This is a genomic window from Saccharothrix sp. ALI-22-I, from assembly GCF_001984175.1.
Taxonomy (GTDB): domain Bacteria; phylum Actinomycetota; class Actinomycetes; order Mycobacteriales; family Pseudonocardiaceae; genus Actinosynnema.
Genome location: NZ_MTQP01000049.1, coordinates 113,990 through 128,200 on the forward strand (window position 1 = coordinate 113,990; position 14,211 = coordinate 128,200).

10 protein-coding genes and 1 pseudogene are annotated in these 14,211 nt (G+C 69.8%); 2 read left to right on the plus strand and 9 right to left on the minus strand.

All coding sequences use genetic code 11. The annotated features are described in order from the left end of the window. Positions 1–41: 41 nt before the first annotated feature. Positions 42–2,537, minus strand: a complete 2,496-nt coding sequence (locus ALI22I_RS10185) for a GH32 C-terminal domain-containing protein (RefSeq protein ID WP_238598261.1) — start codon at positions 2,535–2,537, stop codon at positions 42–44. 502 nt (positions 2,538–3,039) lie between these two features. On the opposite strand from ALI22I_RS10185, the gene ALI22I_RS10190 reads away from it, so the two are divergent. Both ALI22I_RS10190 and ALI22I_RS10195 read left to right on the plus strand, forming a co-directional pair. Next, on the plus strand, positions 3,040–6,366 hold the full coding sequence (locus tag ALI22I_RS10190) for a GH32 C-terminal domain-containing protein (protein ID WP_083751608.1): 3,327 nt from the start codon (positions 3,040–3,042) through the stop codon (positions 6,364–6,366). Positions 6,367–6,496: 130 nt separating this feature from the next. Further along, the gene (locus ALI22I_RS10195) at positions 6,497–7,531 is read left to right on the plus strand and encodes a LacI family DNA-binding transcriptional regulator (protein ID WP_202970911.1); all 1,035 of its coding nucleotides are present in this window, start codon (positions 6,497–6,499) and stop codon (positions 7,529–7,531) included. 61 nt (positions 7,532–7,592) lie between these two features. Here the strand turns inward: ALI22I_RS10195 and ALI22I_RS10200 are convergent, their stop codons facing one another. The 8 genes and pseudogenes from ALI22I_RS10200 to ALI22I_RS55535 form a co-directional block, all read right to left on the minus strand. After that, positions 7,593–9,056: a glycoside hydrolase family 32 protein gene (locus ALI22I_RS10200; protein WP_077005206.1), complete on the minus strand. Its 1,464-nt coding sequence runs from the start codon at positions 9,054–9,056 to the stop codon at positions 7,593–7,595. A 64-nt stretch (positions 9,057–9,120) separates the two neighbouring features. Beyond that, positions 9,121–10,032: a carbohydrate ABC transporter permease gene (locus tag ALI22I_RS10205; RefSeq protein WP_077005207.1), complete on the minus strand. Its 912-nt coding sequence runs from the start codon at positions 10,030–10,032 to the stop codon at positions 9,121–9,123. Between the two features lies 1 nt (position 10,033). Beyond that, the gene (locus ALI22I_RS10210; RefSeq protein WP_238598262.1) at positions 10,034–10,945 is read right to left on the minus strand and encodes a carbohydrate ABC transporter permease; all 912 of its coding nucleotides are present in this window, start codon (positions 10,943–10,945) and stop codon (positions 10,034–10,036) included. A 99-nt stretch (positions 10,946–11,044) separates the two neighbouring features. Beyond that, positions 11,045–12,343, minus strand: a complete 1,299-nt coding sequence (locus ALI22I_RS10215; protein ID WP_077005209.1) for an ABC transporter substrate-binding protein — start codon at positions 12,341–12,343, stop codon at positions 11,045–11,047. A gap of 84 nt (positions 12,344–12,427) precedes the next feature. After that, entirely contained in the window at positions 12,428–13,465 is a 1,038-nt protein-coding gene (locus tag ALI22I_RS10220) for a LacI family DNA-binding transcriptional regulator (RefSeq protein WP_077005210.1), read from the minus strand. Positions 13,466–13,533: 68 nt separating this feature from the next. Next, the gene (locus ALI22I_RS10225; protein WP_077005211.1) at positions 13,534–13,788 is read right to left on the minus strand and encodes a substrate-binding domain-containing protein; all 255 of its coding nucleotides are present in this window, start codon (positions 13,786–13,788) and stop codon (positions 13,534–13,536) included. Positions 13,789–13,816: 28 nt separating this feature from the next. After that, entirely contained in the window at positions 13,817–14,065 is a 249-nt protein-coding gene (locus ALI22I_RS53455; RefSeq protein WP_238598263.1) for a hypothetical protein, read from the minus strand. Positions 14,066–14,123: 58 nt separating this feature from the next. Next, a pseudogene (locus ALI22I_RS55535) lies at positions 14,124–14,186 on the minus strand (hypothetical protein); the annotation flags it as partial. Positions 14,187–14,211: the final 25 nt, after the last annotated feature.

Here is a 14,211-nt window from a genome sequence, read left to right on the forward strand (position 1 = left end):
GCGGTGGTGGAGCCGGAGCCAGGCTCCACCACCGCGGGCGGTCAGCGTCGGTAGGTGCCCATGTCCCGGATGGTGAGGCGGTCGGTCCGGGCTTGGCCGCCCTCGGCGAAGACCTCCACCCCGTCGCTGGTGGGGTCGGGGAAGACCTGACTGGTGATCACGGCTTGGCCCGCGCCACCGAAGACCTCAACCGATGACCAGTCCACCAGGGCGCGCAGCGTCACCTTCCCGTTCACGGCGGCCAGCGGCGCGCGTTGCACGGCGGGGAACTCGGTGCTGAAGTCGGTGCGTCCGGACCGGGTCCGGTCGACGTACAGCTCACCGGTCGTGGTGTCGTAGCCGATGACTGTCTCCTGGCCTGTCCCGCTGAGCACCTTGAGTCCGAAGCGCTCGGCGTCGCGGAGGGAGAAGGTCGCCTCGATGTCCAGGGCCTGACCTTCGGCGTGCCTGCCCAGTGACCGCGAGCCTTCGCGGATGGTGCTGCCGTGCAGGAAGAACGGCTGCCCGCGGTGGAGGCGGTCGAGGGCGCGGACCGGTTCCTGGACCAGCTTGACCTCGCCGCCGATGGTGCGCAGCCCCATCTGCCTGGGGACGCTCTGCGCGCTGCGCCACGGTGAGGTCGGGATGTTGCCGGCGTACTGCCAGTTGTTCATCCACCCGATCGTGTAGCGCTTGCCGTCCGGGGCGTTTTCCCACGACACCGGCGCGTAGTAGTCCTTGCCGTAGTCGACCCAGTCCGCCCGCTCCACAGTGGACTTCGCGGGTGCGTCGGCGAGCGCGAACCGGTCGACCATCACGTGTCCCCAGCCGGCGGTGTTCATGTCCACCACGGAGATTCGTGCCTGCTTGCCGAGGTGCTCGCGCAGGTCGAAGGAGGCCCAGTCCAGGGTTTCGCTGTCCGCTCCGGTGGCCGTCCGCACGACCTTGCCGTCCACGAGGAGGTTGACCGAGGTCTCGGTGGAACGCGGCTTGGCCGGTGCGTCGGCGAGCACCACGTGGTCGACCAGGATGTGCCCCCAGCCGCCGGTGTTGCCGTCCACGACCTCGAAGCGCGCCTTCCGGCCTGCCAGGTCGCGGACGTCCCAGGACGCCCAGTTGAGCGCCTCGGAGTCCTTGCCGGTGGCGCTGCGCACGACCTCGCCGTCCACGACCAACCGTGCCGCGGTGGGCGCTTCGGAGTCGGCCGGGTGGTTGCCACCGCCGATGAGGAAGTTCAGGTACGGCGCGGAGAGGGTGAACTCCGGCGAGGTCAGGGTGCCGACCGTGGCGTCGCCGCGGAGGAAGGTGTTGACCAGGCCGCTGCCCTGCCAGCCCGACACCGGTTGTTGGCCGGGGAGCGTGCCGGTCGCGGGTGCGGTGCCGAACGCCTCGCCGGCTGCGGTCCAGGTCCCGTAGGTGCCGCTCTCGAAGTCGGCCAGGATCTGGCCCGCCGGGGCGGGGGCGTCGCCGGTCACGGCTGCCGGGTCGTGCGGGTGTCTGCCGCCGCCGACCTTGAAGTTGAGGTACCGCTTGTCCACGGTGAACGGCGGCGAGGTGAGGGTTCCGGTCGAGCTGTCGCCGCCGTGGAAGCTGGTGGCGTAGCCCGTTCCCTCGATGCCGCCCACGGGGAGTTGCCCCGCGAGCAGGCCGGTGGCCGGTGCGTCGCCGAAGGCTGCGCCGGTGGTGCTCCACTGGCCGTAGGCGGACTCGAAGTCCTCGACGACCACGCCGGCGGGCGGGGTGTAGCTGCCGTCGTCGTCGGCGGTGAAGCGGGTGCCGTCGAAGTCGCCGACGAAGTACTGCGCGGCCGAACCGCCCGCGATGCCGCCGGGGTTGATGCTGACCACCAGCACCCACTTGGTCTTGCGGGGGTCGCCGTCGACCTTGAGCGGGAACAGGTCCGGGCACTCCCACACGCCGCCGACCGCCCCTGCCGGGCCGAAGTCGCTGAGCGCCTCCCACGACTTGAGGTCCTTGGAGGAGTAGAACCGGATCTTGCGCTCCGCGGACAGTGCCACGGCCATCAGCCAGCTCTGCGTGGGCGCGTACCACTGCACCTTGGGGTCGCGGAACTCGGCGGAACCGATGTCCAGGACGGGGTTGCCCGCGTACTTGGTCCACGTCCGGCCGCGGTCGGTGCTGTAGGCCAGGGACTGCGCCTGCTTCCCGCCGGTCTTGGGGGCGCTGGTGTAGACGGCGACCATCGCCGGCTCGTCGCGGGTGCCGAAGCCCGAGGTGTTGGCGTGGTCGACGACCGCGCTGCCGGAGAACACCATCTCGGTGTTGTCATGGGCGATCGCGACGGGAAGTTCCTGCCAGTGCACGAGGTCGCGGCTGACCGCGTGGCCCCACGACATGTCGCCCCACGAGTTGCCGTTGGGGTTGTGCTGGTAGAAGAGGTGGTACTCGCCCTTGTGGTAGACGAGGCCGTTCGGGTCGTTCATCCAGTTCCGCTCCGGGGTGAAGTGGAACTGCGGCCGGTGGGTCTCGGTCGCCGGAGCCGCCAGGACGGGGCTCGTGGAGACGACGAGCGCCGCTGCGGTCAGCACGGCTGTCATCAACCGTCTTGTCATGGGCTGCCCTGCGTTTCTTCTCGGGGAAGCGGTGGGGTGGGCCGTGAGGTCCGGGCGTGCACGGGGGTGAGCGGGTGGGACGTGTTCCGCACCCCCGGAGCCGTGCGGCTGGGGCGCGTCCGCTGTCCGACGCCGCCGTCCGCAGCGACAGCCCACCCGCCTCATCGGTGAATCACCACGGTCGTACGGCCGACTCATCGGGCAGCTCCTGGTTCGACGGACCACCGTGCCGGTCGTGGTCGCGACGGCATGCGGCCTCGGGAGAGGGCTCAGTGGGACGCGACCGTGGCTCGTGGTGGTCCCGATCCGGCGGAGGGGGTAGCGCGGCCCTATGGTAAATCGAATTATCAAGGTGAACAAGAGACATCCAGATGTAACGAAACAGTAAAGTTGCCTCGTTACCACCTTGTTTACCTCGAACGCCTACGCGGAGCATCGGCGCTCACGATGCTTCGATTTAGCACCTCAATGTCGAGGAGGCGTCACCATGGCACGTCATGCCGCTAGCGGCTTGGTGCGTCGCGCCAGGCTCATGCTTGTCGCCCTGCTTGCGTGCGCGTCGCTCGGTCCACCACTGGCGACCCAGGCAGCCGCCGCGGAACCCGATGCCCTGATCAACCCGGGGTTCGAGTCGGGGAACCTGACCGGGTGGACGGCGCAGGGACAGGCGTTCTCGAACGCCGTGTCCACGGAACCCGGCTGGGGTTGGGGCTGTTGCTTCAACCAGCAGGGAACCCATCACCTGTGGGGTTTCAAGAGTGGTGGTGACGCGGCGACCGGCACCCTCACCTCGGACCCGTTCACCGTGTCGGGCACCGGTGTGGTCAGCCTGTTGATCGGCGGAGGCCGCGACGAGGCCAACCTGTACGCGGCACTGACCACCTCCGACGGCACCGTGATCCGGAAAGCGACCGGCGCCGACGACGAGGCGTACCGCAGGGTCACCTGGGACGTCCGCGACCGCCTGGGCCAGCAGTTACGGATCAAGCTGGTCGACCAGTCCACCGGCGGCTGGGGCCACATCAACCTCGACGACGTCCGCATCGGACTCGACCAGCCGGCGAGCAGCGGCGCCACCAACCCGGGATTCGAGACCGGGAACCTGACAGGGTGGACAGCGCAAGGACAGGCGTTCACCACCGCGCTGACCACCGACACCACCTGGGCTTGGGGCTGCTGCTTCAACCAGCAGGGGACCCATCACCTGTGGGGTTTCAAGAGCGGTGGTGACGCGGCGACCGGCACCCTTACCTCGGACCCGTTCACCGTGACAGGCACCGGTGTGGTCAGTGTCCTGGTCGGCGGTGGCCGCGACGAGGCCAACCTGTACGCAGCGCTGACCACGGTCGACGGAACGGTCCTGCACAAGGCGACCGGCGCCGACGACGAGGCGTACCGCAGGGTCGCCTGGGACGTCCGCGACCGCCTGGGGCAGCAGCTGCGGATCAAGCTGGTCGACCAGTCCACCGGCGGCTGGGGCCACCTGAACTTCGACGACCTCCGCGTCGGACTCGACCAGCCCATCGGCACCACCGCCGCCCACTGGGACTTCCGGGAGGGCTCGGGCGCCTCGACCGTCGAACGGGTCAGCGGCCAGGCCGACCCGATCAGCTACGTGTTCAACCAGGCCGTCTACAAGCCCAAGAGCGACCCGCTGTGGCAGCCCGCGAACGACGGCAAGGGCGTGCTGTCAAAGGCGCTGCTGTTCGACGGCTACTCGACCTGGGTCAGCCGCAGCGCCGGGGCGATGCCGTTGGAGCAGAACGCCCTGACCGTCGAGGCGTGGGTCGCGCCGCAGGGCTTCGAGTGGGGCGACGAGGGCAAGGTCTCCGCGATCGTCAACCAGCAGGAGCAGACCGCGAACCGGGGCTTCTCCCTCGGCGTCGGACGGCACGGCACCTGGAAGTTCGGGATCGGCACGGGTGACGCCTGGCGCGAGGTGACCACCCCCGCGTCGGCCGCCCTGCGCACCGGCGCGTGGGCGCACCTGGTCGCCACGTTCGACCCGGCCCAGGGTCGGATGCGGCTCTACCTCAACGGCGCACAGGTGGCCGAGACGGCCACCCCGACCGGCGCCCGGCTCCAGCAGGCCGGTGTGCCGCTGCTGATCGGCAAGCACAACCAGCCGGTGATCATCAACGGCACCTTCGCGGTGAACATGTTCAGCGGGCTCATCGACGAGGTGAAGCTCCACCGGAAGGCTCTGACCCCCGCCGAGGTCGCCGCCGACCACGCCGCGGCCCTGGCGACCTTCTCCGGGGGGACGATCCCTGCGGCCGACATGGTGCAGGACCGCTCACGCTACGACGGGGACAAGTACCGCCCCGGGTACCACTTCACCGCGCCCAACCACTGGATGAACGAGCCGCACTCCCCGATCTTCGCCAACGGCCAGTACCACCTGTTCTACCAGCACAATGTGCACGGCCCGTACTGGCACAACATCAGCTGGGGGCACGCGGTCAGCAAGGACCTGGTGCACTGGAGGGATCTCCCGGTCGCGCTGGCGCCCACCGCGGGCAGCGTCGCCCCCGACGGGGTGTGGTCCGGCGGCGCGACCGTCGACCAGAACGGCGACCCGGTGCTGTTCATCACCGCGGGCGACGACTCCAAGCGCCCCAACCAGGCCACGGGCATCGCCCGCCCGGTGAACCCGGACGACCCCGACCTCGTGGAGTGGCGGATGGACCCCGACCTGGTGACCGAGCAGCAGGCCGACCTCGACGTCGGCGCCGGGCGCAAGGTCCGGTTCGGGGAGTTCCGCGATCCGTACGTGTGGCAGGAGGGTGACACCTGGTTCCAGTTGGTCGGGTCCGGCGTCCAGACCACCGCCGGCGGCGATGTCGGCGGCACCGCGCTGCTGTACACCTCGACCAACCTCACCGACTGGACCTACGCCGGTCCGCTCATGACCGGTGACGTCGTCGCCCACCCCAAGACGGGGCAGGTGTGGGAGCTGCCGGTGCTGCTGCCGATCGGCAAGGACGCCTCGGGCCGGCAGAAGCACGCGTTCGTGGTCAACCCGGCCTTCACCAGCGCGAGCCCGCACAGCAGCAAGAACACCTTCTACTGGGTCGGCACCTGGGACGCGAACGCCCGCCGCTGGACACCCGACACCGCCACGCCGAAGCTGTTCGACTACGGCGAGCACTTCACCGGCCCCAGCGGCACGGTGGGCCCGGACGGCAGGGCCCTGCTGTTCAGCATCACCCAGGACCGCCGCACCGAACAGGCGCACCACGACGCCGGGTGGGCCCACAACGCCGGCCTGCCGGTGGAGCTCGGCGCGCGTCCCGACGGCGACCTCGGGATCAACCCGGTCCGCGAGGTGTCCGCCCTGCACACCGGGGCGCCGCTGCTGGACGTGCAGACCCCGACGGGCATCGACGCCGTCAACAGCCAACTGGCAGCGGTCAAGGGAGACATGCTGCACATCCGGCTGACCATGAAACCGGGCACGGCCCAGCGCTTCGGACTGGACGTGCTGCGCAGCCCCGGTGAGGAGGAGCGCACCAGGCTGTTCCACGACGTCGGCAGCGGCCAGTTCGGCGTGGACCGGACGCGCTCGGGCAACCGGTCCAGCCTCGACGCCGACCTCGGCGTCCACAGCGGACCGCTGGCGTTGGAGGGCGGCAAGGTCACGCTCGACGTCTTCGTCGACCGGTCGTCGATCGAGGCGTTCGCCAACTCGCACAAGTCGATCACGACCCGCGCGTACCCGCACCGCGACGACTCCCTCGGGCTGAGGCTGTTCGGCGACGGGGCGGTGATCGAGTCCATGACCGTCTGGCGCATGGGCGCCATGACCGGCTGATCCGCCCGTCCGGCACCGCGCGGAGCACCCGCGCGGTGCCGGACCCGTGCACCGGGACCGTACTGTTGTCGCAGGCGGGAGGCCGCGGTCGGGGCGCACTCGGCCCTCCGCGAGTGGACGAGGGGTGACGATGACGAGTGGACGACGGGTGACCATGGCCGATGTCGCCCGCAGCGCGGGCGTGTCGCCGACGACGGCGTCGTTCGTGCTGTCCGGGCGGGAGGGCGTGCGGATCTCCGAGGCCGCCCGCGCCAGGGTCAGGGAGGCGGCCGAGGCGCTCGGCTACCGTCCCAACGCGACGGCCCGCAGCCTGCGCACCAAGAGCACCAAGACAATCGGTTTCGTCTCCTACGGGATCACCACGACCCCGTTCGCGGGCGACGTGGTCCGCGGTGCCCTGGAGGCGGCGGCGGAACGCGACCACGCGCTGATCATCACCGAGACCGGCGGAACGGGTTCCTCGGAGTCCGCGGTGGTCAACGTGCTGCTGGACCGGCAGGCCGACGCCGTGATCCTGGCGACCATGTTCACCCGCTACGTCGTTCCGCCGAAGGAACTGCACGGACGCCGGGTCGTCCTGCTCAATTGCCTGGCCCCGGGCTTCGACGCGCCGTCGGTGGTCCCCGACGAGATCGAGGCCGGTCGGACGGCCGGCCGCGTGCTGCTCGACGCCGGCCACCGCTCGGGGATCTGGGCGATCGGCGGCCACCAGGCCGTGCCCGCGACCCCGGAGGGCATCTTCGCGGGCATCGAGCGGATGCGCGGTCTGCAGGAGGTCCTGCGGGCCGAACGGGCGATGCTCGACGGGGTGGTGGAGTGCGAGTGGAACGCCGAGGACGGGTACCGCGAAGTCCGGGCGCTGCTCACCTCGGGTATCCCGCTGCGGGGGCTGGTGTGCTCGACCGACCGCGTCTCGTTCGGGGCCTACCAGGCACTCGCCGAAGCGGGCCTGTCGGTTCCCGGGGACGTCTCGGTCATCTCCTTCGACGACCAGGACATCGCCTCGTGGCTGCATCCCGCGCTGACCACCCTGGCCCTGCCGCACTACGAGATGGGACGTCGGGCGGTGGAGCTGGTCTTCGACGAGGAAGCGCAGGTCCCCGGTGTGCACCGGGTCTCGATGCCGCTGCGCGAGCGCGGATCGGTGGCCGCGCCGCGCCCGTGAGCGGCGAAGGGCCGGTCGGGAACACACCGTTCCCGACCGGCCCTTCGCAGGATGGGTGTGATCAGCTCGCGGTGGTGCGCAGTTCGTCCCGGGATGTGGTGCTCGGCTGCCCACCGGCCTCCAGCTGCCACACGTCCACGATGTGGTCGGGCCCGCCGGTGGTGCGCAACCGCCAGGGGACGGGGCCGGTCGGGTAGCACCGCAGCGTCAGCGCTTCGCCGCTGCCCAGGAACACCTCCACGATCGAGCCGTCGACGATCACCCTGAGGTCCACCGCGCCGTCCGGTGCCCGCGCCCCGGACGGCGGGATCCGGTAGCGCCCCTTCAGGGCGCGGACGTCGAGTGAGGCGTGGTCGCGGTCCACGACGAGCTCGTCCGCGACCGGGTCGATGACGATGTCGAGGTGTTCGGCGCCATCCGCAGTGGTCTCCAGGCGCAGGCCGCACGGCGCGTCCGAACGCGGCCGCAACCGGGCGGTGAGGTCGAAGGCCGCGCCGACCGCGCCGAGGTCGTCCGCACCGGGATCCTCCGCGGAGGACCAGCCGGTGGCGTGCACGAGCTTGCGTGTGCGGTACCCGAGGACCTCGGTCGCGGGCTGCTGGCGCACTCGTCCGTCCTCGGTGAGCGAGACCTCCCGGGGAACGGTGAGGACGCCGGCCCAGCCCGCCGCGCGGGACCACTCCGTGTCGCGGGCCTCCCAGGACCAGCCCCACAGCAGCCAGCGGCCGTCGGGCGCGTGCAGCAGGGCCGGGGCGTACAGGTCCGGGCCGTGGTCGAGGGGCTGGTGACCGGTGGGGACGAACCGGTCCGCGTGCTCGGTGCCCACGTAGACGCGTGTGCTGCGCGGACCGGCGACGGCGTCCCACAGACTGACGACGAGGATCCCGCGGTCGCCGAAGGCGGCGTACTGGGGGCATTCCCACCCGGTCCAGCCGTCCGCCGCGGGCGTGACACCCGGACCGTCGGCGAAGAACGGCCCGAGATACCGCCAGTCGACGAGGTCCGACGACTCGTACAGCAGCGCCGCGCCGCGTTCACCGGCGACGCTCGCGCCGACGAGCATCCGCCACCGATCGCCCTCGCGCCAGACGTAGGGATCGCGGTACATCGACGTGCCCTCGGGTGGCGTCGGGATCGCCAGGTCGGGCTGTTTGCGCCAGGTGATCCCCCCGTCCGCGGACTCTGCGGACGCGATCGGCTGCCACCAGCGGTCGGTGCGGTAGGCGGAGTAGAACGCCAGCATCCGTTCCCCGTCGGAGATCGCGTTGCCGGAGTAGCAGCCGTCGGCGTCGTCACCGCCGGGTGTGGGCGCCAGCGCCACCGGCAGTTCCTCCCAGGTGACGAGGTCGGTGCTGCGGTAGTGCCCCCAGTGCATGCCGGCGTGCTCGGGCCCGTTCGGGTTGTGCTGGAAGAACACGTGGTAGTGGCCGTCGTGGAAGACGAGGCCGTTGGGGTCGTTGATCCAGTTCCGCGGCGGCCTGAGGTGGACCGCGGGCAGGTGGACGTCGGGAGGTGGGGTCGACAAAGGAGTCCTTCGGTCGGAAGGCCGCGCCGGAGTCGTCACGGCGCTGCGGAGGAGGAGCGGGTCGTCAGCCTTTGACGCCGCTGGAGGCGATGCTGTTGATGAAGGACCGCTGGAAGGCCAGGAACAGCGCGAGCACCGGAACCGTGATCATCGACGAGTACGCCATGATCTCGCCCCAGGAGGGGTTGAGCTGGAAGAAGTACTGGATCCCGACCATGACCGGGCGCAGTTCCTCCTGTTGGACGACCATGAGCGGCCACAGGTAGGAGTTCCACGCGGGCAGGAACGTCAGGATCGCCACGGTCGCGATCGCCGGACCCGACAGCGGCATGACGATCCGGCGGTAGATGCCGAACCACCCCGCGCCGTCGATCAACGCGGCCTCGTCGAGCTCCTTGGGGATGCTCTGGAAGTACTGGTGGAACAGGAAGATCGAGAATCCCCACGCGACGAAGGGCAGGATCTGCACCCGATAGGTGTCCAGCCAGCCCTCGGTGAGGGTGAGGCCGAACCCGTTCACCTCGAGCCACGGCAGTTCGTTGACCCACCAGACCAGGGGCAGCGCGAAGGTCTCGAACGGCACGATCAGTGTGGCGATGATGACCGTGAGCAGGAACTTCCGGCCGCGCCAGCGCATCCTCGACAGGGCGAACGCCGCGAGGCTGTTCACCACGATGCCCAGCACGACGGTGATCGCGGAGACGGCGAGCGAGTTGAGCAGGAACCGCAGCGCGGGCACGCGGTCGAACACCGCGGTGTAGTTGGTGAGGGAGAGATCGCCGACCGGGAGGAAGGCGCGAGGGCCGGCGAGGTCGCCGAAGATCTGCTGGTCCGGCTTGAACGAGGAGACCAGCATGAACACCACGGGGAACGCGAAGAACAACGCGAGCACGACCCGTGTCGCGTGGACGGGCAGCCTCCGCCACGCGGTCGGGGGACCGGACGTCGCACCCGGCTGGGGTGACCTGGTCGCCATGTCAGTCCTTCTCCCTGGTGAGGTAGCGCTGGGCGAGTGAGACGATCAGCACCAGCACGAAGAACACCAGCGAGATCGCGGAGGCGTACGCGGTCTGCTGCTGCTGGTACCCGCTGCGCACGGCCTGGTAGACCAGGGTGGTGGTCGAGTCCAGCGGGCCGCCCTGGGTCATCACGTTGACCTGGGTGAACAGGCTGAACGCGGCGATGGTGATGGTGATCAGCACGAACGTGCGGGTCGCCCGCAGCCCCGGCCAGGTCACGTACCGGAAGCGCGTCCACCGGCTCACACCGTCGATGGAGGCCGCCTCGTACAGGTCGGCCGGGATGGTCTGGAGCCCGGCCAGCCAGATGATCATGTGGAAGCCGGCGCCCTGCCAGACGGACATGAACACGATCGCCGCCAGCGAGGTCGACGGGTCGTTCAACCAGTCGGGCCCTTCGACCTGCCCGAACGTGACCGCCTCGATGATCCGGTTGAGCAGACCGTCCTTCTGGTACAGCAACGTCCACACGATCGACACCACCACCATGGAGGTGACCACCGGGATGAAGTAGACGGTGCGGAAGAAGTTGGTGCCCCGGAAGCGCGCGTTGATCAGCAGGGCCAGCCCGAGGGCGACACCCGCCTGGACGGGCACCACGAGGGCGGCGAAGACGAACGTGTTGAGCACCGAGCGGAGGAAGACCGGATCCTCGGCCAGCATGGCGAAGTTGCGCAGGCCGACGAAGCGGGCGGGTGTGGGTGAGACCAGGCGGGCACTGGTGAAGGCCAGCACGAACGCCAGGCCGATCGGGATGACGACGAAGACCAGCAGCAGCAGGACCGCGGGGGCGGCCATGGCGACGGCGGCGATGCCCTCGCGGCGTCGGGCGTCGGCCTGCGTGATGCTGTGCGCGCGTCGCAAGCGCACGCGGAGGGGGACAGCGGCGGTCAACTAGACCTCCGGACAGGGACGGGCGCGCCTGGTGGAGACGATCAGGTCACCACCAGGCGGGCGGGGCGGGGACCGTCAGTCGGCGTAGAAGTTGTTCATCTTCAAGTTGGCGTCGATCTGCTTGACCGCCTCGCCCAGCGCCGAGTCGGGATCGGCGCCCGCGACGATGTCCTTGGCGGTCTTCTCGAACACCGAGGAGATGAACGGGTACGCGGGCGTCACCGGGCGCACCACGGCGAAGTCCCGGGCCGCCCGGACCAGAGGCTCATACCGGCCACCGGGTTCGTAGCCGGGGATCTGCGCAGCGGCGGCGTCCGTCGCGGGAATGGTGCCGACCGCCTTGGCGAACTCGGTGAAGTACTTCGTCTTGCGGGTGAACTCCAGGAACGCGCGTGCGCCCTCCGGCTTCGCGCAGTTCGAGCTCATGGCCCACTGCCAGGAGGCGCCGCCGATCTTCGGCCCCTTGCCGAAGTCCACCGGCGGCAGGATCAGCAGGTCGTCGCCCAGTTTCTCGACGTTCTTGGCCGCGCTCCAGCTGCCGTCCCACTCGATGGCCGACTTGCCGTTGAGGAAGTCGTCGTTGGGGCTGGCGCCCGACTTCTGGGCCATGTACCCGTCGGTGACCAGGGAGCGGAACCACTTCGCCCAGTCGAGCGCCTCAGGCCCGTTGAGCGCGCCTTCCGCGGTCTTGTAGTCGTCGCGGTCGACCAGGTCGCCGCCGAAGCTCTGCAACTGCGGGGAGTACGCGTAGGGCCACCACTCGCCGCTGCCCCCGGTGCCCATCTCCAACGGGTACTCGAACTTGCCGGAGGCCTTGAGGTCGGCCAGCGCCGAGGCGAACTCCGCACGGGTCCACGGCTGCTCCGGGGTCGGGATGCGGATGCCGTTCTCGTCGAGCACCGACTTGCGGGCGAACATCGTCAGCGCCACGTCGTAGAAGCCGAAGGCGTAGACCTTGTCCTGGTACTTGCCCACCGTGCTGGGCAGTTGGTCGTCCAAGGGAACCTCGCCACCCGAGAGCTCCAACGGGGCCAGGTACCCGCCCCAAGCCCAGTTGGGCACGTTGGGGCCGTCCACGTCGAGGATGCAGGGCAGCTTCTTCGACGACGACGAGGCGACGACCGCGTCGTTGTAGGAACCCTGGGGGAACGCCTCGATCTCGACCTTGTACGTGGTCTGGCTCGCGTTGAAGTCGTTGACCACCTTCTCCACGACGTCGTACTCGGCGGCGTTGCCCGCGTTGTGGGTCCACAACTTCAGGACGCCTCCCTCGGAGCCCGAACCGCCGTCGGCGCCGCCGCAGCCCGCGAGTACGGCCGTCGTGGTGACGGCCACTAGACTCGCTGTGACGAGCCGTCTGGTCTTGGCATTCATGGTTCCTCCATCGTGCTGGGCTGGTTCTCGTCGGGCGGCCGGTGCAAGCGGCCGCCCACTTGTGTCGATCCGTCGCTCCGGTGGTCAAGACCGGGGCGGCGGGGCGACCGAGTCCCTGCTCACCAGGGGGCACTGCAGCACCTCTTGGAGCGCGGGACCGGTGGTGGTCTCCGACAGGTCGATGACGGCTTGCAGACGCGCTATCGCCCGCGCCCCCATCTCGTAGTGGGGGAGGGCGACGGTGCTCAGGGCGGGGTAGAGGTTCTCGCTGATCAGCTCCTGGTTGTCGAAGCCGATCACGGACAGGTCCGCCGGGATCGCGAGGCCGAGTTCGCCCGCCGCGCGGTAGGCGCCCATCGCCATGCGATCGTTGAAGCAGAACAGGGCCGTGGGTCGGTGCGCGGACTCCAGCAGGACCCGTGCCGCGCGGTAGCCGCCGGGCGCGTCCGAGCGGTCGGCCACGACCAGCGCGGGATCGAATCCGATGCCCTGCTCCGTCAACGCGGCCCGGTACCCGGCGAGCCTGCCCCTGGTGGCGGGTATGTCGTCGATGTTGGTGACGAACCCGATCCGGCGATGGCCGTGCGCCAGGAGCTCCCGGGTGGCCGTCAACCCACCCTGCTCCTCGTCGGGCACCACCGAGGGGACCGCGGGGTCATCCGCACTCGCGTCGACCAGGACGGTGGGCACCGAACGCAGCTGTTGCGGCACCTGCACCACCCGGTGGTACATCGACGCGTAGAGGATGCCGTCGACGCCGTGCTGGACCAGCAGCGCGATCGCCTTGCGCTCCAGTTCCGCGTCGCCCCCGGTGTTCAGCATGAGCAGCAGCAGACCGAGTTCGGTGCCCGCGTCCTGCGCGCCCCGGATGATCTGACCCGCATGCGGCGTCGTCGCGATCTCGTCGCCGACGAAACCCACCATGTAGGTGCGGCTCGTGCGCAGCCCGCGCGCCAGGCTGTTCGGGCGGTACCCCAGCTCACGGGCCACGCGAAGCACGTTGGCCCGGGTGTCGGCGTTGATCCGCTTGCCTTCGACCTCGTTGAGGATGTGGGAGACCGTGGTCGCGGAAACACCGGCGGCCGCCGCCACGTCCTTGATCCCGATGCGCTTCACCGCCACCTGCCAAATCGTTTGGGCACTGGTTTTGGTGAAGGATTCATCAGGATGAAGCGGCTGTCAACGACCTGTTACGCACCCGTGTCCGGCCGGGGCCGTGACACGAGGACGTCATCGCGCCCGGTGCGTGACGGCGTCCGGGCGGCACCGACCTGGTCGTGCGGCGGCGTGAACTCGCCCGAACCACGTTGGACGAGGGTGGCCGGTACGACGGCGTGCGTCGGCGGGGACTGATCGCCCCCGATGCGGGCGAAGATGAGCTCCGCGGCCTTGCGGCCGAGCGCGGGCACGTCCTGGCGCAGCACGGTCACAACGGGTCCGAGCATGTCAGCCAGGGGAAGTCGTCGAAGCCGATCAGCGCGACCCGGTGTGCAGGCCGCGGGCGCGCAAGGTTCTCATCGCGCCGACAGTGATCAGGTTCTGCGCGGTGAACAGCGCGGTCGGCGGCTCGTCCAGGTCGAACAGGGCCGCGGTGGCGGACGCCGCGGCATCGGGGCCGTGCAGGTCGGAGCGGACGAGTTCTTCGCGCAGCGTCGGACCGGCGTGGGCGAGCCCTTCCAGGTGGAGCACGGCTTCCCGCGAGGTACCCCTCACGACCACCATGGCGGGCCACCTTACGCGAGACGACCGAGGGATTACGCCCGATCAGGGCCGCGATCTCCTTGTACTCCAACGACTCGGCCAGACCACGGGAGATCGCCTCACGATCGACCAAGGTCAACATCCTGCACACGACAGAGTTCTGGCAC